Origin of the sequence: Rhodococcus sp. IEGM 1351, assembly GCF_030056875.1 — a bacterium.
Lineage (GTDB): Bacteria > Actinomycetota > Actinomycetes > Mycobacteriales > Mycobacteriaceae > Rhodococcus_F > Rhodococcus_F opacus.
In genome coordinates this window covers 1-24006 of sequence record NZ_JASHKU010000003.1, presented here as the reverse complement: position 1 = coordinate 24006, position 24006 = coordinate 1, and the positions used below count along the sequence as shown (strand labels likewise).

Sequence of the window (24006 nt, the reverse complement as noted above, 5' to 3'; positions counted from 1 at the left end):
GTCTCTCCTCGTTCTCCGCTATCCCTTGACCGCACCCGATGTGAGGCCCTTGATCATGTGCCGTTGCAGCACAAGGAAAACCGCGAGAATCGGCAGCATCGTGAGTACCGTTCCCGCCATGACCGGGCCCCAGTTGGTGAGCCCGTCGTTGTTCTGGAGTTGGGTCAGCCCGATCGGCAGCGGCGCGACGGAGGCGTCGTCGGCCATCAGGAACGGCCACAGGTATTCGTTCCACTCGGTGACGACGGTGATGATCGCGAACGCCACCATGGTGGGGCCCGACACCGGCAGGACCACCCGCCACAGCAGCCGGAAGTGGCCTGCGCCGTCCATCCGGGCGGCCTCGATGATCTCGGTGGGTATCGACAGGAAGTGGTTGCGCATCAGGAACGTTCCGAACGCGACCCCGGCGAGCGGAACGATGATGCCGTGAAAGCTGTTCCGCCAGCCCCATTCGGCGACGAGTGCGTAGTTGGAGATGACCGTAATCTGGTTGGGCACCATCAACGCGGCGATGATGCCGAGGAACACGAGGTTCTTGCCCGGGAACCGCAGGAACACCAGCCCGTAGGCGCTGAACACGCCGAGCGCGAACTTCACGACGGCCAGCACCCCGGTGATGATCACCGAGTTCCGCAGGAACGTCCAGAACGGCACCGAGGTGGTGGCCTCGGAGTAGTTCTCGGGATGAAAGGTGCCGGGCCACCAGGTCACCGGCAGGGTGTAAACGTCCGGACGATCCTTGAAGGACGTCATCACGATCCAGTACAGCGGCAGGGCCACCATGACCAGCACCGCCACCATCGCGGCGTACCCCAGAGCCGTCACGAGCGCCTCCCGGCGTCGATGGTCACGGGCCGCGTCTGCTGTCACCGGCACCTCCGTGCTGCGCTGATCGCGCACGGTGTCCGCGATCACCGGACCTCACCGCGATCCATGATCCGCACCTGATAGACGGTGATCCCGAGCAGGACCAGGAACATGATCGTGGCCACGGTGGCGCCGTAGCCGGCACGGAAGTTGCGGAACGACTCGTTGTAGACCTGGTAGACCATCGTGGTGGTTCCGGTACCGAGTGGACCGCCCCGGGTCATCACGTTGATGATGTCGAACACCTGAAGGGAGCCCAGCATCACCGTGATCGAGAGGAAGTAGGTGGTCGGACGCAACTGCGGGAGGACGACCCGGCGGAACGTCGTCCACCGGCCCGCCCCGTCGATCTCCGCGGCCTCGGTCAACTCGCGCCGCGTACCCTGCAGTGCCGCAAGGTAGATCACGAACGTGTAGCCAAGGTTCTTCCACATGTAAGTGACCGTCACCATGAACAGCGCCCAGTGCGGATCCTGATAGAAGTCGGGGACGGAGTCGACCCCGGCACGGTGCAGAAGATCCTGGATCAACCCGAAACGGGGATCGAACACGAACTGGAACGCCACGCCGATCGCGGCACCCGAGATGACGAACGGCGCGAAGATCGCCGAGCGTACAAGGTTGCGGCCGTGCAGGTTACGGTCCAGCAGCACGGCGAGCGCGAGACCGGCGACCATCGATCCGACCACGGTCGCGACAGTGAACACGACGGTGTTCCCGACGATCTGCCAGGTGTCGGGCCTGCTCCACCATTCGCGGTAGTTGTCCCAGCCGACGAACGTGGCGACGGGATCGGCGATGTTCCAGTCGAAGAACGACAGCCGGATGTTGTCGACCAGGGGCCGGTAGGTGAACAGAACGAGCAGAACCAGATTGGGACCCACCAGCGCTGCGAACAGCGCGTAGTCCCGCCACGGACGCCCGAGCAATCCCTGCTTTCCCGGCGACGGCAGGGTTCGTTCCGGACTCGATCTCACTGCGGCAGTCTGACGACCGTGTACGAATAGCCGGTAAATTGCCGTAGCCCGCACATTGAACTGTGCGGGCTACGGGGACAACTGGTCAGATCAGGGTCAGCGGTTCCAGTCGCCGAGACCGTCGGAGCCGCTCAGCACGCCGCCTGCGGTGTTCTGCACGACCACGGCGTCGCCCTTCTTCGAGTTCTCGTAGAACCACTTGGCGTCGTCGGTGCTCACGTTGAGGCAGCCGTGGCTGACGTTGGTGTTGCCCTGGGCGTCCACCGACCACGGTGCGGCGTGGACGAAGATGCCGCTGTACGACATGCGGGTGGCGTACTCGACGTACGTGCGGTACCCCTCGGCCGAATCGACCGGGACACCGTACGTGGACGAGTCCATGTACATGTCACGGAACTTGTCGCCGATGATGTAGGTGCCGTTCGGCGTCTCGTGATCGGTCTTACCCATCGACGTCGGCATGGTCTTGACCACTTCGCCGTTCCGGGTGACGGTGATCTGCTTGGTGTTGTCGTCCGCGGTCGCCACCAGCGCGTCACCGATGGTGAACGTGGAGTGCGAATCGCCGGCGTCCACGGTGACCTCGGTGTTCGCGGGCCAGAACTCGGTGGGCTTCCACCGCACCTGGCTGTCGTTGATCCAGTAGAAACCGCCCTCGACCGGCTGGCTGGTGGTGACCTTGATGGCACGCTCGGCGGCAGCGCGGTCGCCGATCGCCTCGTTGAAGCGGATGATCACCGGTTGCGCGACACCCACGACCTCGCCCGCACCCGGGTTGAGGGACGGGGCCGAGAAGTTCGCGGGCGCGGGTGCCGGTTCGGGAAGCGGCAGCTGCGGCGCGCCGGGCAGACCGGGCAGGGTGGGAAGACTCGGAATCTCCGGTCCACCGGGAAAGAGCGGTGCGGCCTGTGCGGCCCCGACCAGCGCCGTTCCGGACACGACGGCCCCGGTCAGTGCGATAGCGACGCGCGAAGACCAGTGCTTGTTCCTGGAAAAACCGATTCCTGACTTGCCCATATGACCACTCTCGTTCGACGACGTGTGCAACGCGCGTCCCCGACGGACCTACCAATCGCGCACTGCCATTAACACACATCATCCGGCCGCGAGCAATTTGCCCGCAATCGTTGCCGCTCCGCGGCCTGCGGGGCGGGGGTGTCACCGAGTGGTCAAGAAGCGCTCACGATCAGGTATCGGCGCGGGCGGCGGCGAGCATGCTCTCGATGGTGATCAGCTTGGTGCGCGTCCGACCGGCAGCCTTGCCCCCGGCACGTTCGGTCTTGTCGATGCGCTGCCAGCCCTGGTAGTCGACGGCGTCGGGCGCACGCTCGGCGATCAGGCGGTCGAGAGCCTCACGTTCGGTGGGCGCGTCGAGGCGACCGGCGGAGAAATCGTCGATCAGCATCTTGACCGTCTCCGCGGAGCAGTACTTGTTGGTGCCGATCACGCCCGTCGGCCCGCGCTTGATCCAGCCCGCCACGTACACGCCGGGCACGGGTGTGCCGGTCTCCGGATCGATCACCCGGCCGTTCTCGTTGGGTATGACGCCGCGCCGGTCGTCGAAGGGGATGCCGGCCACGGGTTGACCGCGGTAACCGATCGAGCGCAGCACCAGGCCCGTGTCCAGTGTCGAGGTGACGTCGGACGGTTTGGCGCTGAGCCGTCCGGACGCGTCCGCGACCATCTCGTTCTTCGCGATGCGCACCGATTCGACGGCGTCGGTGCCGAGAATCTCCACGGGCGACGTCAGGAACCGCAATACGATCCGCTTCTTCGCCGGATCGGCGGTGCGCCGGGCGAACTCCTCGACCTGCCGCACCTTGTGGCGCTGCGACGGCTCGGCCTCGTCGCCGTCGACGAACGCGCGGCTTGCCGGGTCGAGGACCGCTTCGTCCGGGTCGACCACGATGTCCACGTCCGGCATCAGCCCGAGCGCGAGGAGTTCGGGGTTGGTGTAGGCGGCCTGAGCGGGGCCACGGCGGCCGAGAATGACGACCTCGCGGATGTTGCTCGCCCGCAGCGCCTCGAGGGCGTGGTCCGCGAGGTCCGTCTTGGCCAGGATCTCCGGATCGGTGACGAGGATGCGGGCCACGTCGAGTGCCACGTTGCCGTTGCCGACGATGACGGCCCGCTCCCCCGACAGGTCGAACGTGTGGTCGGCGTAGTCGGGGTGACCGTTGTACCAGGCCACGAACTCGGTGGCGGCGTGGCTGCCGACGAGATCCTCGCCGGGAATGCCCAGCGTGCGGTCGCCTGCCGCGCCGACCGCGTAGATGACGGCGTGGTGGTGTGCGAGCAGTTCCTCGTGGCTCACGTCCCGGCCCACTTCCACGTTGAAGTGGCAGTGCACCGTGCGCTTGCCGACGACCGAACGGAACTGGTCCGTGACGCCCTTGGTGCCCGGATGGTCCGGCGCGACCCCGGCGCGCACCAGCCCGTACGGGGTAGGAAGCCGGTCGAAGATGTCGACCTCGACGCGCGGTTTCGCGGTCAGTTCCATCGCGGCGTAGCAGGCGGCCGGACCCGACCCGACGATCGCGACGTGGAGCGTGCCGAGGGCTGCGTCGATCTGCGGCAGCGCGAGCGGCTCGGGCCAGTCGGGGCCGATGGGGTGCTTGGTGTAGTACTGCGCGTTGATGTCGAGGTACGGCTCGTCGACCTCGTCGAGGTCGTTCTCCGCGTAGATGGCCTCCACCGGGCACTCCTCGACGCAGGCCCCGCAGTCGATGCAGGTGTCCGGGTCGATGTACAGCATTTCCGTGGTAGCGAACGGCTTCTCGTCCGGTGTGGGATGGATGCAGTTGACCGGACAGACATCGACGCACGATGCGTCGTTGCAGCACGGCTGCGTGATCACATAAGTCACGGTTCTCCCCTACCTGAGTACGCGCAGTCCGACGTCGGGATGTGACACCAGACTATAACGTGTTCCAATTTTGCGCGAGAACCGTCCGCTGTGTCAGACCGCGTCGCCCGGCTCCACACGGAATCCGACCTTGACCGTGACCTGGTAGTGCGCGATCGCGCCGTTCTCGACGTGGCCCCGGGTCTCGACGACCTCGAACCACTCGACGTTGCGCACGGTCTCGTTGGTCCGCGCGATGGCGTTCTCGATGGCCGCGTCGGTGCTGTCGCTCGACGAACCGACGACCTCGACAACTCGGTACACGTGATCACTCATCAGGATTCCTTTCGTGGTTACTTGCCGTTCCGGACGATCGCCTGCGCCTCGACACCGAGCCTGGCCAGACGAAGATCACCGAGAGCCGTGAGGGAACTGCCGAGCCGATTGGTGACGAAGCCGAGGGACAGTCCGCTGTCGAGGTCCGCGTAGGCGCCGGACCCGCCGACACCGTAGTGCCCGATCGCGTTCCGTGGTTGTTCCCGGGACGCGAGGATCGGCCGGTGGTAGCCGAGGGACCACTGCGGCCGGATACCGAGAACGTAGTCCCGGTCGTAGGTCTGCACCTGCGACATCTGCGCGATGGTGGACTTGCGCAGGAACCGGTGTCCGTCCAGCCTGCCGCCGTTGGCGATGGCGCCGTACATGCGCGCGAGCGCCCGCGCGCTGAACACGCCGTTCCAGCCGGGCATCACCGCGTCGTGCACCGCGGGGTTCCGGACCAGCACGTCGAATCCCCGGGGCATCGCCGCCTCGGCGAGTCCGCGGGTGGGGCCGACGAGCGAGAGCACGTTCGACGTGAGCTCCCAGTTGAGTCCGGCCGGGTTGATGTGCGGAAACAGCTTCGCGATCCGCGGACGGTGCTGTCCGGGAACCTGATACCAGAAGTCGTCGACGCCGAGCGGGCCTGCGATTTCATCCTGCACGACCTGGACGAACGGCTTTCCGGTGACGCGTGCGATCAGTTCGGCCACCAGCCACCCGTAGGTGACGGCGTGATACCCGGGGCCGCGCAGCCTGCGCGGATCCGCCGGGGTGGCCGCGAGAGCCCCGACGACGGCGTCGTATTCGAGGAGATCGAGCGGGCTCCGCATCAGACCCCGGACCTTGTGCAGTCCGGCCCGGTGGGTGAGGAGTTCGCGGACCGTGATGTCGTCCTTGCCTGCCGCGCCGAACTCGGGCCAGTAGCGCGCGACGGGCGCGTCGTAGTCGATCAGCCGGCGTTCGGCGAGCCGGTGGACGACCGTGCTGGCCACGCCCTTTCCCGTGGAGAACGACAGGGCGACGGTGTCGCGGTCCCAGCGGCGGTCGCGGTCGGCCCAGCCCGCCCAGATGTCGAGGACTTTCTCACCCCGGAAGTACGCGGTGAGCGCCCCGCCGCCGTGCTGAGGTTGCCGGTACATCGCGAAGAACCGGTCGGCGAGCGGCAGGAACCGCGGATCGACGTGCAGCTCCGTCCGTGGCACGGACGCGGGCCGGGGAACTCGAACGCTGGTCGTCATCGACCACCTCCGATCTCGCTGCCGTATTTCCTACGGCAGTTGCGTCAGCCCATTGTGACTACCGTCACCATACGACGCGGACCGGGGTGCCGTTCAGGGAAGCCGCCACACTGTTATGCCGTCACTCAGACATGCTTGACCTGCAAGGAAATTGATCGCGAGCGACGGTCCAGCGGCGCACACCACGCCCTTGGCCGGATCCGCGACGAGCGCCTGCCCGCCCGGACCGCTCAGCACCAGGGCGGGACCGGCACTGTCGACCGTTCCGATGGCGACGCTCTCGGGCCCGACCGCCACGGCGGCGACGGCGCCACGACGTGCCTCGGCCGCACCCACACCGCCGCCCAGCCCCGCGCCGAGCGCCGCGCCCGCGTGGGCTGCGTCGGCGAAACCGACACCGTCCGTGCCGAACGCCGCCGAATTGCTGCTCGTATCGGCATTGGCACCGCACGCGGTGCGGTCGACGATCGTGGTGTCGCCCCGGCCGGGTGGTGACACACAGGAGAGGGAGACGGCCGACGCGGTGGCCGGCGCGATCATCAGGGCCCCGAGTGCCGTCGCGACGACACCGAGGGCGAGTCCGGCAGTACCGACTGTCGTACGTTCCATGGCGACCTCACATTGTTCCCGACCCGACCGTCCCGAGCCTACGTGAGCGCCGGCTATTTGCGGTCTCGGTCCCGACTCGGTTGTACCCGCTTGGGTTCCCCCGGCATCTTGGGGTAATTGGGTGGGTACGGCAGATCGCCGAGACCGTTCGCTGCGTCCCGTTCGGCCATCTCCAGCAGCACGTCCAGCGATTGCGCCACGTCGCCCATGGTCGCCATGGGATCGCCGCGCTTCTCGAGCAGCGCGGGCACGGTCGCGATGGTGAAGTCGTCGGGGTCGACGTCGACGAGTTCCTCCCAGGTGACCGGCGTCGACACGGTCGCGATCGGCGTCTTGCGGGCCGAGTAGGCGGACGCGATGGTCTTGTCCCTGGCGTTCTGGTTGAAGTCGAGGAAGATGCGTTCGCCGCGTTCCTCCTTCCACCAGGACGTGGTGGCCCGGTCGCCGCTGCGCCGCTCGATCTCCCGTGCGAGGGCGATGCCCGCGCGCCGCACCTCGATGAAATCCCAGCGCGGCTCGATGCGGAGATACACGTGCAGCCCGCGGCCGCCCGACGTCTTGGGGTAGCCGACGAGACCGAGTTCGTCGAGCAGCGGCCGGAGCACGTCCAGCGCGACCGCCCGGGCGTCGTCGAATCCGGTCCCCGGCTGCGGGTCCAGGTCGATGCGCAGTTCGTCGGGGTGATCGACGTCGGGGCACCGGACCGCCCACGGGTGGAACGTGATGTTGCCGAGGTTCGCCGCCCACACGATGTTCGCGGCGCTGCGCACGCGGAGCACGTCGGCCTTGCGGCCGGAGGGGAACGTGACCTCGCACGAGTCGACGTGATCGGGGCGCTTCGCGGGAACCCGCTTCTGGTAGATCTCCTCGCCCTCGATCCCGTCCGGGAACCGTTGCAGATGCGTCGGCCGATCGAACAGGGCGGTCAGCAGCGCACCGTTCAGCGCCACGGTCCGGTAGTACTCCACCAGGTGCCGTTTCGTGCCGCCCTCGGCACCGAGTTTCGGGTAGTAGATCTTGTCGGGATTCGACAGCCGCACGGCGATGCCGTCGACGTCGAGTTCTTCGGCAGGACTCGCCATCTAGGAACCTCCGGCCAGGACGTCGGCAAGGTCGTATCGCACAGGGACCTCCAATTGTTGGAACGTGCACTCGTCGGGCGTCCGGTCCGGGCGCCAGCGCAGGAACCGCGCGGCGTGCCGGAACCGGGCACCCTCCATCTGGTCGTACGCCACCTCGACGACGCGTTCGGGGCGCAGCGGCACCCAGGTTCGGTCGTTGCCCGACTGCCACCGCGTCGGCGCCCCGTCCGCGACGACGTCGTCTCCGACGCGCAGCTCGTCGAGTTCGGCGAGCAGTTCGATCCGCCGCGCCGCCGTGAACGCCGACGCGCCGCCGACCATCGCCATCTGGTCGCCGTCGTACAGTCCGAGCAGCATCGACCCGATCCCCGGCTGACTCTTGTGCGGCCGGTAGCCGATGACGACGCAGTCGGCGGTGCGGGCGTGCTTCACCTTCACCATTTCCCGCTTGTTCGGCAGGTACGGGCCCACCAGCTTCTTCGCCACCACCCCGTCGAGGCCGGCCCCCTCGAACGCCTCGAACCACTCGATGGCCGTCGCACTGGATTCGGTGGCCGCGGTGACGTGGCAGCTGGGTCCACCGCCGATGGTGTCGACGAGCTGCGCGCGACGTACGGAGAAGTCCTCCCGGCTGAGGTCGCGGTCGCCCAGCGCGAGCAGATCGAACGCGACGAACTGGGCCGGCGTCTTCTCCGACAGCATCGCCACCCGGCTCTCGGCCGGATGAATGCGCTCCGACAACGACTCCCAGTCGAGCCGGGTGCGGCCGTCGATGCTGCGCGGGACGACGAGTTCGCCGTCCACCACGCACCGCTCGGGCAGTTCGTCCTTCACCGCCCGGACTAGTTCGGGAAAGTACCTGGCCAGATCCTTTCCGCCGCGGGACCCGAGCACCACCTCGTCGCCGTCGCGGAAGACGAGTGTGCGGAAACCGTCCCATTTCGGTTCGTAGGACCAGGCGAGCCCGGACTCCGGTTGCGCCGGAACGGACGACGCAGCCTTCGCGAGCATCGGCTGTAACGGAGGCATCACGGGGAGATCCACCCGTCCATACTGTCACCACGATTGGCAAATCGAACAGCGATGTAATCAAATAATGCGCGACACGGCAATCGCGGTGGACACGATCGAGGTGGCAACGGTCATCTCGGAGGAACGGGTGGCGGACGGTCACCTGACGGAGGGGTCAGACATGACAGGGTTAGTTCGGCGGGTGTGTACCGCAGTCGTCGCATTGTCGGCGACGGCAGTTCTGGTGGCCGGGTGCGGTTCGGACACGACGCCCACCGCGGTGCCGGAGTCGGGTGCCTCCGCGGCCACCTCGTCCAGCGAATCGACCACCGTGATCGACGGGCAGGAAGGCGAGGACGCCGGCGGCGACGTCGACTTCGAGGTCGCGATCGGTGAATGCGTGAAGCTCGGCGGCACCGTCTCCGACGCCGAGATCGACAAGGCGGTGTGCGGCAGCGCCGATTCGAACTACAAGGTGATCGCCAAGGCCGCGAAGAACAGCCAGTGCATCAGCGACGCCGACTCGTACTACTACGAAACCCTCGGCGGCATCGAGCAGGGCGCGATCTGCCTCGACGTCGACTGGGTCGTCGGCGGTTGCATGGACGTCGGCGGCGAGGATCCCGCGCGCATCGACTGCGGCGACACCGCGGCCGTCGACGGCGTCAAGGTGACGGAGATCGTGCAGGGCGCAACGTCCGTGGACTCGTGCAGCACGTCGTCCAACGGATACGAATACCCCGAGCGCAAGTTCGTCGTCTGCGTCGACGAACTCTGACAGCAGGCGCCGGCCGGCTGCGGGCACTGCCCGCAGCCGGCCTCGCTCACAACCAGCCGCGGCGTTTGAAGATCGTGTACAGCCCGGCGCAGGTGAGCATCATCAGCGACAGGGCGAACGGATACCCACCGACCCAGTGCAGTTCGGGCATGTGGTCGAAGTTCATACCGTAGACCGTCCCGATCAGGGTGGGCGCGAACAGGATCGCCGCCCACGCCGACACCTTCTTGATCTCCTCGTTCTGTGCATAGCTGGCCTGGGTCAGGTTGCGCATCTCCTCGTTCTGCTCCTGCGACACCAGGGTGGCGTTGACGGTGAGGATGTTCCCGAGCAGCTGACGGAAGCCGTCGGCCCGCTCCACGACGACCGTGGCGTGGTCGGTGACGTCACGCAGATAACGCTGCAGTTCCTCGTCGGTGTTGTACTTCTCGAATCCCGCCGACAACCCGCGCAGCATCCCGAGCAGCGGCCTTGTGGCCCTCTGGAATTCGATGACCTCGCGGGTGAGTTCGTAGATGCGCCGCGACACGCCCGGCGCTCCGCTGAACACCTCGGTCTCGATCTCGTCGATGTCGTTCTGCAGTCCGGCGACCACCGGCGCGTACCCGTCGACCACGGCGTCGAGGATGGCGTAGAGAACCGCCTCGGGTCCGAGCCGGAGCAGGTCCGGGTTGCTCTCCATCCGCCGGCGGACCGCCGACAGGTCGGGGGATTCGCTGTGCCGGACCGTGAGCACGAACGTCGGACCGCAGAAGACGTGCAGCTCACCGAATTCGACGCGCTCGGTTTCGTCGCAGTAGCGCGCGGCGCGCAGGACCACGAACAGCGTCTTGCCGTACCGCTCCAGCTTGGGCCGCTGGTGGGCGACGATCGCGTCTTCGACAGCCAGCTCGTGCAGGTCGAATTGCTTTGCTGCCGCATACAACTGGGCGTCGTTCGGCCGGTACATCCCGATCCACGCCATCGACGACGCGTCGGGCAGGCTCGCGAGTGCCTCCGACAGCGTGGCCGGGGTGGCCGTCTTCCGGCCGTCGCGGTAGACGGCGCTGTTGACCACAGTTTCCTCCGCAGGCGTCGGTTCGACGGGCCGGCGGGTCACCGCGTGACCGGCGTCGGCGTCGGACAGACCGGCGGAGCGGCTGGGGAGGAGGGAACGGATCGGACGCAGCTGAGGCATGACACGGGGCTTTCGAGGGAAAGTGGGCAGCGCGGAACGGCGCTGAGGAACACGGACCGTGAAACCGCGCACCTACCGGTGGAACGGTTTCAGTTGGTACTCGGAGGTTGGCTTCTCATCGGATGCCACACCTCCTTGCTCTCTCGAAAAGGCAGTTCACGACCTCGGCGAACTGCAGACCGGGGGACACGATACCCCCGCCGACCGGCCACGACAACCTGGGATCCCCGCCGTGTCGGTCCCGGATCCGGCGCCTGCCGCGGCAGATACTGGGCGGGCAACGAATCACCACCGAGAGGCCCTCATGACCAGCTGGTCGGACAGACCGATCTGCGCGTTCGACCTGGAGACGACGGGACCCGACCCCACCGACGCCCGCATCGTCTCCGCGTGCATCGCCGTCGTCGACGCTCACCACTTCGAGTCGCGAACCTGGCTGCTCGACCCGGAGGTTCCCATCCCGCAGGGCGCCTCGGACGTGCACGGAATCTCCACGGAGTACGCCCGGGCTCACGGACAGGACTACGCCACCGGGTACGGCGAGATCCGCGAGGCTCTGCACGACGCGTGGACCCGCGACCATGCCGTCGTCGCGTTCAACGCCTCCTACGACCTGACCGTCATGCACACCGAGGGCCTGCGCCTCGGGCTGACCGAACTCGTCACCGGCATCGTGGTCGACCCGTACGTCATCGACCGCGAGATGGACCGGTACCGGAAGGGCAGGCGCACTCTCGGCGCGGTGTGCGAGCACTACGGCATCGCGCTGGAGGACGCCCACGAGGCCGAGGCCGACGCGATCGCCGCCGCACACCTCGCCCGGACACTCGCGCAGGAGTACCCGAATCTGCGGGCCCTGGACATCATGAGCCATCAGGCCGGCTGGCACGCGGAACGGCAACGCGACTTCGCCGACTACCTCGTCAGACAGGGCCGGGACGCATCGGACGTCAACGGTGAGTGGCCGATTCGCGGTCTCGCACAGTTCCGCATCGCCTGATCCGATTCACGGCCATTCGGCGAGCGCGCGCGACAGGACCGGCCCGATGACGGCGAGGGACTGCGGCTCGATCATCTCGTTGTGCCCGCAGTCCACGGGCCGCTCGTCGATCCGGCCGGTCACGAGCGGCCGCCACTCGTCCGCCGACCGCGCACGGGTCGCGCCGTTCCCGTCGTGCGTGGCGGGGAAGATGAGCAGGTCCCCGTCGTAGACCCGCGGCACGAAGTGGTGGGCGAGCCACCGCGAATTCTCGTATCCCGCGGTGATCCGTTCGAGATCGTGCCCGCGCACTCCGGTCTCGGTCCCGAACGACTCGTCGATCAACCGGGCCGCGTGCTCGTAGGTCATCTCACCGTCGCCCTCGGTCTGGAGTCCCAGCCCGCGCAGGAGGTCCCGGATCTCCAGCCTGCCGACCAGCGGGTCCTCGCCGCCCACGGGGTAGCTGTCCATGACGGCGAGTGTCGCTACCTCTTCGCCGGCCCTCTGCAGTTCGACCGCCATGGCGTGCGCGATGACCCCGCCGAGGGACCAGCCGAGCAGGTCGTACGGTCCGGTGGGCTGGATGGCCTGCATCTCCTCGACGTATCGGTGGGCCAGTTGCTCGATCGTCCGGTAGTCGCCGTCACCGCTGATCGTGGGCAGCTGCAGTCCGTATGCCGGCCGGTCGGGAGGGAGATACTGCACCAGACCTGCGTACCCCCAGGACAGACCGATGCCCGGATGCACGCAGAACAGCGGTCGCCCGCTTCCCTGCGCACGCAGCGGAATCACCACGGCGAGTGCCTCTTCCATACCGGCGCTCCGGTGTGGAAGGTCGAGGCGGCGGGCGATTCCCGCCGGTGTCGGGTCGAGGAACATCCACTGCAGCGGAACCCTCCGGTCCAGCGCCGCCTGCAGTGCGCTGACGATCCTGGTGGCGAGGAGCGAATTTCCACCGAGATCGAAAAAGCTGTCCGCGGTGCCCACCCGGTCCACTCCGAGTACCTCCGCGAAGGCGTCCACGACGATGCGCTCGTTGACCGTGGCCGGTGCCCGGAACGCCGCACCGGTCGAGCCGAATTCCGGGGCGGGCAACGCCTTCCGGTCGAGCTTGCCCACCGGGGTCATCGGAATCCGATCGAGAACGACCACCGCGGACGGCACCATGTGGGTGGGCAGGCGCTCGGACGCGTAGGTGCGCAGCCCCGCGGGCTCCACCTCCTGCCCGTCCTGAACCCGCACGTACGAGGCGAGCACGGTGTCACCGGACGGGCCGGTGTGACCGATGGTGGCGGCGAAGGCAACCGCCGGGTGACGGGCGAGCACGGCGTCGATCTCCCCGAGTTCGATGCGGAAACCACGGACCTTCACCTGGAAGTCGCTGCGGCCGATGTACTCGAGTGCGCTCGCCGACTTCCGCCAGCGCACCACGTCGCCGGTCCGGTACATCCGGGTGCCCGGTTCCCCGAAATTGCAGGCGACGAATCGTTCCGCGGTCAGCTCCGACCGGTTGTGGTACCCGCGTGCCATACCCGGTCCGGCGATGTACAACTCGCCCGGTACGCCGACCGGGACCGGCTGCAATCTCTCGTCGAGGACCAGGAACGCGAAACCCCTTGCGGCAGACCCGATGTTCACGACCTCACCGGGACGCATCGCGGCGCTGACGCTCGCCTGAATCGTGGTCTCCGTGGGCCCGTATCCGCTGTGCAGGCTCCGCCCCGGCGCCCACCGCGCCACCACTTCCGGCGGGCACGCCTCGCCCACCAGATCCAGGACCCGGAGCGAATCGAGTCCGTCGTTGTCGAGGGCCGCCAGCGCGGTCGGCGTGATGGTCGCATGGGTCACCTGCTCACGACGGAACAGATCCGCCAGGTCGCTGCCTCCGATGACGGCAGGCGGCACGATCACGACGCGCGCCGACGCACTGAACGCCATCATCAGCTCGAACACCGACGCGTCGAAGCTCGGGGACGCCAGCTGCGAGACCCGGGACTCGTGCGTGACCTGGAACCATTCGTGGGTCTCCGCGGTGAAATCGGCCATGCCCCGGTGGGTGACGGTCACGCCCTTCGGTCTTCCGGTCGACCCCGACGTGTAGATGAGATAGGCCGGGTGGGCGAGGTGCAACGGCCTCGTCCGCTCCTCGTCGGTGATCGGTGCCGGCGACACGTCCGCCGCCTGCGCGGCGAAGTCCTCGTCGTCGAGGACCAGCCACGGAACGGTGTCGGGCAGGGTGCTCCGGCGACTCCTCACGGTGAGGCCGAGCGCGGCCCGGCAATCGGTGAGCATGTATTCGATACGGTCGCGCGGGTAGGTGGGGTCGACGGGCACGAACGCCGCGCCCGCCTTGGTGATCGACCAGATCGAGATCACCGACTCGATCGACCGGGGCATGCCGACAGCCACGAACGTCTCCGGTCCCACCCCGCGGTCGCGGAGAACCCGGGCCACCCGGTTGGACCACTCGTCGAGTTGGCGGTAGGTCACACGCCGGTCCTCGAAGGACAGGGCCACCGAGTCCGGGTCGAGCGCGGCGGCGGCAGTCAGCAGGTCGGGCCACAGCTCGGGGCGCACCTCCGGCGCGCCGCGGGCAGGGACCATCGCCCGCAACTCCGCCTCGCCGAGGAGGGGGAGGTCGCCGATCGGCCGGTCGGGATTCACGGTGACGGCGTCGAGGATCCGCACGAAACGGTCGGCGAAGCCACGGACCGTGTCGGGGTCGAAGAGATCGGTGGCGAAGTCGACGGCGCCGTTCATCCCCGCGGGCGCACCGTTCGCGTCGAACTCCTCCGCCAGGAGGAATTCGAGATCCACCTTGACCACGGCGAGCCCGGGATCGATTCCACGGACTTCCAGTCCCGGCAGAGTCAGGGCCGGTCGCTCGTTGTTCTGGAATTCCAGCGACACCTGGACGAGCGGCGCATACGCCGTCGATCGGGTCGGCCCGACCGCCTCCACCACCCGCTCGAACGGAACGTCGGCATGCGCGAAGGCGCCGAGGTCGACGTCACGACAGTGCGCGGCCAGGGCGGTGAACGACGCGGCCGCATCCACCTGCGTGCGCAGGGCGAGCGTGCCCACGAACATGCCCACCAGATCGTCGAGTGCGGGCTCTCCCCGGCCGGCGATCGGGGTGCCGACGGCGACGTCCGGAGTCCCACCGAGGCGGCTGAGCAACACCGCGAGGGCGGCGTGCACGGTCATGAATTCGGTGGAGCCGAGACGACGCGACAACTCCCGGATGCGGCGGTGAAGGCCGCTGTCGACGGAGAAGTGGATGCGCTCGCCGCGGAAGGACTGCTGGGACGGCCGATCCCGATCGGTGGGGAGTTCCAGGAGATCGGGGGCGCCGGCCAGCGCCGTCGTCCAGTAGTCGAGTTGCCGCGAAATCAGCGACCGGGGGTCGTCGTCCGAACCCAGCGATTCCCGTTGCCACAGGGCGTAATCGGCGTACTGCACCGGCAGGGGCGCCCAGTCGGGCGCGCCGCCGGAGACGCGGGCGCCGTACGCCGTCATCACGTCGCGCACCAGCGGGACCATCGAGAACCCGTCTGCCGAGATGTGGTGCACCACCACGGCGAGTACGTGCTCGGTAGCGTTCAGTGAATACAGCCCGACCCGCAGCGGAAGCCTCACGGTGACATCGAAACCCGCCGAGACGAGCCGGGTCACTTCCTCCCGCAGCTGCTCGTCCGAGACGGTGACGGGGATCAGCGCGGGCACCGCACCCGCAGCGGGCAGGATCTGCTGAACCGGCCAGTCGCCGCGGACCGGGAACATCGTGCGCAGCGACTCGTGCCGGGCGACGACATCGGTGAGCGCCGAATTCAGTGCTCCCACATCGAGGTCCCCGCTGAGTGTCACCACGATCGGGATGTTGTAGGCGGCCGAGGTGGTGTCGAGCTGGTTGACGAACCACATTCGCTGCTGCGCGAACGACAGCGGAATGTCCTCGGGCCGGGTGCGGGCCGCGAGCACCGGTCGTCCGGACGGCTCTGCACCGGCGTGCTCGATCCGTGCCGCCAGCGCGGCGACCGTGGGCGCCTCGAACAGATCACGCACCCCGCACTCGGTGCCGAGCAGCGCTCGCAGCCGCGCCATCACCCGGGTGGCGCTCAGGGAGTTTCCGCCGATGTCGAAGAAGCCGGCGTCGGCGCCGACACGCCCCAGCCCGAGTACGTCCGCGAAGACTCCGGCCACCGTTTCCTCGATCGGACCGATCGGCACCCGGTCGTGCCCCGTCCCGGAGAGCAGGTCGGGCTCGGGCAGTGCCGTGCGGTCCAGCTTGCCGACCGCCGTCAGTGGAATGCGATCCAGAACGGTGATCGAGGTGGGCACCATGTGGGACGGCAGGCGGTCCGCCAGGTGCCGGGTGAGTACCGCCGTGTCTAGGGAGCGACCCGACGTCGGAACGACGTACGACACCAGCAGGGTGTCTCCCGCAGGACCGCGATGCGCGAGAGTGGCGGCGAATCCGACGTCCGGTTCCGACATGAGGGTGGAGTCGATCTCGCCGAGTTCGATGCGGAAACCGCGCACCTTCACCTGGAAGTCAGTGCGGCCCACGTACTCGATGCTGTGGTCTGCCGTCCACCGCACGATGTCACCGGTGCGATACATCCTCTCCCCGGGACGGACGGGGTCGGCGACGAACCGCTCGGCGGTGAGGGCCGGTCGGCGGTGGTAGCCGCGGGCCAGGCCGGCCCCGGCGAGATACAACTCGCCCGGAACCCCCACGGGGACCGGTTGCAGCCGGGAGTCGAGCACCAGTTCCGTCACCCCGCGGATCGGCCCGCCGATGGTGATCGGGTGCCCGGGGACCATCGGCTCGCTGATGTTGGACATGATCGTCGTCTCGGTCGGTCCGTACGCGTTGTACAGCCGGCGGCCCGGCGCCCAACGGGCGACGAGTTCGGGCGGGCAGGCCTCGCCGCCGAACACCAGGTCCGTGAGCTGCGCCAGCCCGGCCGGATCGAGTGACGCCAACGCAGCGGTGGTGATGAAGGCGTGGGTCACGCTCCGGTCGGCCAGAAGCCGCGCGAGTTCGTCGCCGCCGAACACGGTGGGCGGCGCGATCACCATCGTCGCGCCGGCACCGAAGGCCTGCAGGTACTCGAACACCGACCCGTCGAAACTCGGTGTGGAGAAGTGCAGAGTCCGGGACTGCGGTGTCGCACCGAAACGTTCGAGCTGGTCCAGAGCGAAGTTGTCCAGTCCGCGATGGGTGACCACCACACCCTTGGGCACACCCGTGGACCCCGACGTGTACACGGCGTACACCGCGGTGTCCAGCGTGATCGGACCGCTCCGGTCGACATCGGTCACGGCTGCCGCCGGGCGCTCGGCGCACTCGGCCGCGAAGCCGGGTTCGTCCAGGGCCAGCCAGTTCGCGGTGCCCGGGAGCCGGTCTCGGTGTTCGGTCGTGGTCACGCCGAGAGTGACTCCGGAATCGACGAGCATGTGCGTGATGCGCTCGTCGGGGTAGTTCGGATCGATCGGCACGAACGCCGCACCGGTCTTCGCCACCGCCCACACCGACAGCACCGAGTCGAGGGACCGCGGTATCCCGATGGCCACGAACGTCTCCGGGCCCGCCCCCCGCGCGATGAGTGCGCGCGCCAGGCGATTCGACCGCTCGTCCAGGTCGCCGTAGCTCACGTCGCCGTCCTCGGAGGACAGTGCGATCGCCCCCGGATCGAGCGCGGCCCCCTCTCCGAGGATCTGCGGCAGCGTGCGGGTCGACCCGCCCGGACCGCCGCGGACCGGCACCAGATCGGCGCGCTCCCGGTCGGTCAGCAGCGACAGCGCGGCCAGCGGCTGGTCCGGACGAGCGCACGCGTCGAGCACTCGCAGCACGCGTCCGGCGATGTCGTCGATGGTGTCCGCGTCGAAGACGTCCGGGAGGTACTCGAACTTCAGGCGCAGACGAGCGTCGGCGGATGCCACGAGACTCAACGGATAGTGGGCCGCATCTCGCGCGTCCACTCCGGCGACGCGCATTCCGGCGATGTCGGTCTCGGTGGAGAGCCCGGCGCGGTCGACGGGGTACGACTCGAACACCGTCAACGTGTCGAATCCGACCTCCGGTCCGGCGGCACTCTGGATTTCGGCCAGCCCGAGGTGGTGGTGATCCAGCAACGCCGCCTGCTCGTCCTGCACCCGTTCCAGCAGGGCGCCCACCGTGTCGTCGGGGCGCAGCCTCACCCGGACGGGCAGTGTGTTGATGAACAGTCCGACCATCGTCTCGATGCCGGTCAACTCGGGGGGCCGCCCCGAGACGGTGGCGCCGAACAGCACGTCGTCTCGGGCGGTCAACGTACCCAGCACAATCCCCCAGGAGACCTGAACGAGCGTGTTGACGGTCAGTCCCCGCGAACGCGCGACGTCGCGCAGGCGGGTGGTGTGGTCCTCGTCCAGGTCGAAGACGAACTCGTCGGACATCGTGGACAACCGCCGTCCCCGGTCCGAGTGGGCCAGCAACGTCGGTCCGTCCACCCCGGCGAGGGCCCGAGCCCACACCTCACGGGAGGCGCCCTGATCTCGGCGGCTCATCCACCCCAGGTAGTCGCGGTACCCGCGAACGCGGGGCAGCGGCGACGGGTCCCCGTCGGTGGCGTACAGCGTCAGCAACTCCCGGACCAGCAGCGGCATCGACCAGCCGTCGAGGAGGATGTGGTGGTTCGTCGACACCAGCCGGTAGCGGTTCGGCGCGGTAGCGATCAACAGGAACCGGATCAGCGGGGCACGCGTCAGGTCGAACGGGCGACCCCGGTCCTCGGCCAGTAGTCGCGCGACCTCGGACGCCGCAGCGTCCTCGTCGAGAGCCGTGAGATCGACCTCGCGCCAGGGCGCCTCCACCCTTCGACGGATCACCTGAACTGCGTTGCCGTCGGCGTCGTGCCGGAAGCAGGCGCGCAGATTGGCGTGCCGGTCCAGCAGGGCGTCGGCCGCGCGGCGCAGTCGATGCGGATCCACGGCGCCCTCGAGTTCGAGGCTCACCTGCACCAGGTAGGCGTCGAGGGAGTCGTCGGCGAGTTCGGAGTGGAAGAGCATGCCGGACTGCAGGGGCGACAGCGGCCACACGTCCGTCAGGTCCGGACAGATGTGTTCGAGGTCCTCGATCGCATCCTGTCGAAGTTCGACGAGATCGAGATCCGACGGCGTGAACCCACCGCCACCCGACTCCGTATGCGTGCCGAGAGCAGCGAGCGCCTGCAGCCATAGCTGCGCGAGTTCCTCGACCTCCTCGTGGGTGAGGACGCCCGGAGGGTAGGTCCACGTGGAGTTCAGCTGGGGGCCGTCGCCCGAGTCGACGGTCATCGCGTTGACGTCGACGACGGCCGCGACGGGCACCGCCGACTTCTCGCGCAGTCCGGGTTCCTCGACCGGCACCCACCCCTCGTCGGTCTCCGTGGCGGTCCGGCCCATTCTGCCGAGGTAGTTGAAGCTGACCTGAGGCGTCGGCAGCGGTGAAAGAACGTGCGCCGTCTCGTCGTTCAGGTACCGGAGTAGTCCGAAACCGATGCCGTGGTCGGGAACGGCGAGGAGTTGCTCCTTCACGGACTTGAGCGCGACCCCCGCGGACGGGCCCGCGGCGAACGCGTCGTCGAGGTCCACCCCGCTCAGATCGAGTCGCACCGGGAAGAGGGTGGTGAACCAGCCGATCGTGCGCGCGAGATCCGCGCCCGGCACCACCTGCTCCTCGCGACCGTGTCCCTCGAGACCCACCAGCGCGCCGGGGAGTTCGATCCCGCGGCGGCGCCGCCAACTCGTCAGCGCCATGGTCAGTGCCGTCAGCAGCGCATCTCCCACACCGGCGTGGAAGGCCCGCGGCACGGTTGTCAGGAGGGTCTCGGTCAACGGGGCAGAAACTCGTACCGCGAAGTGCGCGGCGGTCGCAGCGGTGTCCGACACGGTCACCGGGCGCGACCCCAGCAGCGGGTCGGGCGCGTTCAGCATTCCCCGCCACAGTTCGACCTCGGCGGTGCGCTGGGGTTCACGCGCGGCGTCGGCGAGTGCGTGTGCCCACCGGCGCATCGACGTTCCCGGTGGCTCGAGCGCCGGTTCCGCGCCGGACTGCAGTTGCGCGCACACCGCGGCGAGGTCGGGGATCAGGATCCGCCAGGACACACCGTCCATCGCCAGATGATGGACGACGATCAGCACGCGACTCGGATGGTCGCCGCCGTCCAGCCAGACCGCCTGCAGCATCACGCCCGACTCCGGGTCGAGCCGATCGAGGGCACTGTCGAGTTCGGCGCCGACATCGTCCACCCGGCCCCGGCGGAGAACGCTCGCCGCCCGCACCGATCCTTCGGCCTGCACTTCCATCGACCAGCCCTCTTCGGTGCGGGACGTGCGGTACACCCGCGCCCGCAACAGGTCGTGCCGATCCAGCACGGCCTGCAGCGCCGCCGTCAGGGTGTCGTCGTCCACCGAGGAGGGCAGCGTGAACAGTGCGGACTGCGAGTAGCGGCGGAAATCCCCACCCCGGGCGAGCATCCACCGCACGATCGGAGTCAGCGGAACCTCGCCGATCCCGGCCCCGGGCAGCTCGTCGAGAACCACCGTCCCGTCATCCGTTCCGGCCGCCGCGGCCAGCCCGGCAACGGTTTTGCGCTCGAACACCTCGCGCGGCGAAATCAGTATCCCGGCGGCCTTGGCGCGGGTGACCAGCTGGATGGACATGATCGAATCCCCGCCGAGGGCGAAGAACGAGTCGTCCACCCCCACCGAGTCGAGGCCGAGGACCTCCGCGAACAGCTCCACGAGGGTCCGTTCCGTCTCGGTGACCGGACCGCGGCCCACGGTCACTCGCTGTCCGAAGTCCGGTTCGGGCAGAGCTTTCCGATCGAGTTTGCCGTTCACCGTCCGCGGCATCTCGTCGAGAACCACCACGGCGGCCGGCACCATATGCGACGCCAATCGCTCGGCGGCCGTATCGATGATCGCCGCCGGGTCGATCGCGACACCGGTCTCCGGCACCACGTACCCCACCAACCGGTCCCCGCGTGCCGTCACCGCAGACTGCGCCACCCCCTCGCACGCGAGCAGCGCCGACTCCACCTCACCGAGTTCGATCCGGTAGCCCTTGACCTGCACCTGGAGGTCGTTGCGGCCGAGGTATTCCAGCTGTCCGTGCCCGTTCCACCTGCCCAGGTCGCCGGACCGGTACATCCGGGCCCCGGGAGTGAAGGGGTCGGCGACGAATCGGCCGGACGTGAGGGCCTGCCGGCCGAGATAGCCACGTGCGACCTGCGCCCCGGAGACGTACATCTCCCCGACCACGCCCGGCGGCACCGGATGCAGTCGTCCGTCGAGCACGTACACGCGCAGTCCGGGCAGTCCCCGGCCGATCACGGAGGCGGACTCCTCCTCGACGACGTCCCGGGCGATCGGCAGGTGGCTGACGTGCACGGTGGTTTCCGTGATGCCGTACATGTTGACCAGGACCGGCGCGGTGTCGCCCCGGCGTGCGTACCAGCGCCGCAACTGGCCGAACTCGAGGGCCTCCCCGCCGAAGATGACGTACCGCAGCGACAGGCCGGGACCACCGGCGAGACGATCGGCCTCCGCCAATTGGTAGAAGGCGGTGGGGGTTTGATTCACGACCGTGACTGCTTCGTCGCGCAATAGTTCGAGGAACTTCGCGGGTGAGCGCGCCGTGAAGTAGTCCACCAGCACCAGCCGTCCGCCGTGCGCGAGCGCTCCCCACATTTCCCACACCGAGAAGTCGAACGCGGCGGAATGGAACATGGTCCACACGTCGGCCGGTCCGAATCCGAACAGCGTCTGGGTGTTCGCCAGCAACGTGATCACGTTGCGGTGCGAGACCTGCACGCCCTTCGGCTGCCCGGTGGAACCGGACGTGTAGATCACGTACGCCACCGAGTCCAGGTGCAGCGGAGCACGGCGGTCGGTGTCGGTGACCGGCAGCGACGACAGCTGCTGCAGCGCAGTCACTGTCTCGGGATCGTCCACCACAACCACCGGAACCCCGGCGCCGCGGAAGGTCTCGGCGTCCGCGGTCGTGGTGAGCACACACTTCGGCCGGGCGTCGCCGAGCAGGAAGGCCAACCGCTCGGCAGGAGAGGCGACGTCCACCGGAAGGTACCCGGCGCCCGACTTCACCACCGCCAGCAGTGCCACGACGAGGTCGATCGACCGCGTCATCCCCACCGCCACCAGGTTTTCCGCGGCTGCCCCCTGTTCCACCAGCAGTCTCGCGAGCCGGTTGGCCCGGTCGTCGAGCTCGCGGTACGTCACCGAAGCGTCGTCGCAGCGCACCGCGACGGCATCGCCCGCGGATGCCACCATGCGATCGAACGCATCCACGAGCGACAGCGGTGGGACATCGGTCCCCGGCCGATGCGCGGCGGTGAGCAGGAGCTCGCGTTCGGGCGCGTGGAGGATGTCGACGTCCCCGACGGGTGCGGTCGGGTCGGTGGTCACGGCCACGATCACCCGCACGAAGCGCTCCGCGACACTCTCCACCGACGCGCGATCGAACACATCGGTCGCGTAGCGGAGGCCGGCGCTGATCCCGGCAGGCACGCCCTGCTCGTCGACCCGCTCCACCAGGCTCAGCTGCAGATCGAACTTCGCGACGTCCAGATCGACGTCGAGCGACCGGGCGGTCAACCCGGGCAGTTCCAGGTGGGTGCGGGTGGCGTTCTGGAATTCGAGCAACACCTGGAACAGGGGCGAGTGCGCGGTCGACCGCTCGGGTGCGAGTTCGTCCACCAGCCGCTCGAAGGGAAGGTCTGCGTGCTCGAACGCGCGGAGGTCCACCGACCGCACGGCGGTGAGCACGTCGGCGAACGACGATCCCGGCGCCACCGGTGTGCGGAGCACCAGCGTGTTGACGAACATCCCCACGACGTCGTCGAGTGCCGCGTGGCCCCGGCCCGCGACCGCGGTTCCCACCACCACGTCGTCCGATCCCGACACCCTCTCCAGCAGCACGGCCAGCGTGGCGTGCACCACCATGAACAGCGTCGAATTGTGCTGTCGTGCAAGATCGGCCAGAGCTTCGTGGACGGATGGCGGGATGTCGAACGGGACGACGGCCCCGAGGAAGGACCGGTGGACGGGTCGGGGCCGGTCCAGGGGCAGTGGCAGCACGTCCGGGATGCCCGACAATGTCCGGACCCAGTACCCGAGCTGACCGGACATCACCGAATCGGGCTGGTCTTCGGTGCCCAGTACCTGTCGCTGCCACAGGCTGTAGTCGGCGTACTGCACGGGCAGCGGCGCCCAGCCGGGTGCCTGCTGCTGTGCGCGGGCGGTGTAGGCGAGCATCAGGTCGCGCGCCAGGGGCGCCATCGAGAAGCCGTCGGCCGCGATGTGGTGCACGACGAGGGCGAGGACGTGCCGCTCGGGAGTGAGTGTCCACAGCCTCACCCGGATCGGAAGGTCCTCGGTGACGTCGAATCCCACGCCGAAGAATGCGGTGAGCGAGTCGTGAAGGGCTCCTTCGGCAACCGGGACCGGATCGAGGTCGGGGGTCGCGAGCGTGGAGTCGACGATCACCTGCCGGGGGCCGTCGGCGGAACCGGGAAACACGGTCCGCAGCGACTCGTGGCGTTCCATGACGTCGCCGAGTGCCGCTTGTAGCGCAGCCAGGTCCACCACGCCGTCCAACTGCAGGGCGACCGGGATGTTGTAGGCCGGTGAGGAGGTGTCGAACTGGTTGACGAACCACATCCGCTGTTGCGCGACGGAAAGGGGAATCCGCTCGGGCCGCGCCGTCGCGGTGAGTGCCGGGGAGCCGGAACTCGTCCTCACGTCCGAGTCGATCCGGACGGCCAGATCGGACACCACGGGTGCGTCGAACAGCGCCGCGACACCCAGAGTCGTGTCCAGTGCGCTGTTGATGCGTCCCACCACCCGGGTGGCACTGAGCGAGTCTCCCCCGAGGTCGAAGAAGCTGTCGTCGGCCCCGACGCGGTCGACTTCGAGGACGGCGGCGAAGGCGGTGGCGATCGCTTCCTCCGCGGGTGTGGTGGGGGCGCGGTAGCCGACGGTGCGCGTGCCGAATTCCGGTTTCGGCAGCGCTTTCCGGTCGAGTTTGCCGTTCACCGTCACCGGCAACTCCGCCAGCACCACCACCACCG

13 protein-coding genes are annotated in these 24006 nt (G+C 68.4%); 2 read left to right on the top strand and 11 right to left on the bottom strand.

Features of this window, described 5'->3' with window-relative positions; translation table 11 throughout:
* Positions 1-18 precede the first annotated feature (18 nt).
* From QM806_RS06060 to QM806_RS06020, 9 genes are all read right to left on the bottom strand, one after another.
* On the bottom strand, positions 19-918 hold the full coding sequence (locus QM806_RS06060; RefSeq protein WP_054248867.1) for a carbohydrate ABC transporter permease: 900 nt from the start codon (positions 916-918) through the stop codon (positions 19-21).
* A complete protein-coding gene (locus QM806_RS06055; RefSeq protein ID WP_375154209.1) occupies positions 915-1886 on the bottom strand; it encodes a carbohydrate ABC transporter permease in 972 nt (323 codons plus the stop codon). The genes QM806_RS06060 and QM806_RS06055 overlap by 4 nt, the downstream gene beginning before the upstream one ends.
* Positions 1887-1943: 57 nt before the next feature.
* The gene (locus QM806_RS06050; protein ID WP_283290740.1) at positions 1944-2864 is read right to left on the bottom strand and encodes a L,D-transpeptidase; all 921 of its coding nucleotides are present in this window, start codon (positions 2862-2864) and stop codon (positions 1944-1946) included.
* A 169-nt stretch (positions 2865-3033) separates the two neighbouring features.
* Entirely contained in the window at positions 3034-4713 is a 1680-nt protein-coding gene (locus QM806_RS06045) for an FAD-dependent oxidoreductase (protein WP_043789887.1), read from the bottom strand.
* 93 nt (positions 4714-4806) lie between these two features.
* Positions 4807-5028, bottom strand: coding sequence for a dodecin (locus tag QM806_RS06040; RefSeq protein ID WP_005253074.1), 222 nt, complete (start codon positions 5026-5028; stop codon positions 4807-4809).
* Between the two features lie 17 nt (positions 5029-5045).
* Positions 5046-6251, bottom strand: coding sequence for a serine hydrolase domain-containing protein (locus QM806_RS06035; RefSeq protein ID WP_169695349.1), 1206 nt, complete (start codon positions 6249-6251; stop codon positions 5046-5048).
* A gap of 93 nt (positions 6252-6344) precedes the next feature.
* Positions 6345-6860, bottom strand: coding sequence for a DUF6764 family protein (locus tag QM806_RS06030; RefSeq protein WP_133986178.1), 516 nt, complete (start codon positions 6858-6860; stop codon positions 6345-6347).
* Between the two features lie 53 nt (positions 6861-6913).
* Complete coding sequence (locus tag QM806_RS06025; RefSeq protein WP_283290737.1) at positions 6914-7942, bottom strand: DNA polymerase domain-containing protein; 1029 nt, start codon at positions 7940-7942, stop codon at positions 6914-6916.
* Positions 7943-8986, bottom strand: coding sequence for an ATP-dependent DNA ligase (locus tag QM806_RS06020; protein WP_005561960.1), 1044 nt, complete (start codon positions 8984-8986; stop codon positions 7943-7945).
* Between the two features lie 148 nt (positions 8987-9134).
* Here QM806_RS06020 and lppU point away from each other — a divergent pair, with 148 nt between their 5' ends.
* Entirely contained in the window at positions 9135-9731 is a 597-nt protein-coding gene (lppU, locus tag QM806_RS06015; protein ID WP_043787480.1) for an LppU family putative lipoprotein, read from the top strand.
* A 46-nt stretch (positions 9732-9777) separates the two neighbouring features.
* Here the strand turns inward: lppU and QM806_RS06010 are convergent, their stop codons facing one another.
* Complete coding sequence (locus QM806_RS06010) at positions 9778-10908, bottom strand: magnesium and cobalt transport protein CorA (RefSeq protein ID WP_005253068.1); 1131 nt, start codon at positions 10906-10908, stop codon at positions 9778-9780.
* A gap of 304 nt (positions 10909-11212) precedes the next feature.
* Here QM806_RS06010 and QM806_RS06005 point away from each other — a divergent pair, with 304 nt between their 5' ends.
* A complete protein-coding gene (locus QM806_RS06005; RefSeq protein ID WP_133986176.1) occupies positions 11213-11908 on the top strand; it encodes a 3'-5' exonuclease in 696 nt (231 codons plus the stop codon).
* A gap of 6 nt (positions 11909-11914) precedes the next feature.
* On the opposite strand, the gene QM806_RS06000 is transcribed toward QM806_RS06005, so the two are convergent.
* Positions 11915-24006 (bottom strand): non-ribosomal peptide synthetase (locus tag QM806_RS06000; RefSeq protein WP_283290734.1); only part of this gene is annotated, 12092 nt, incomplete at its 5' end.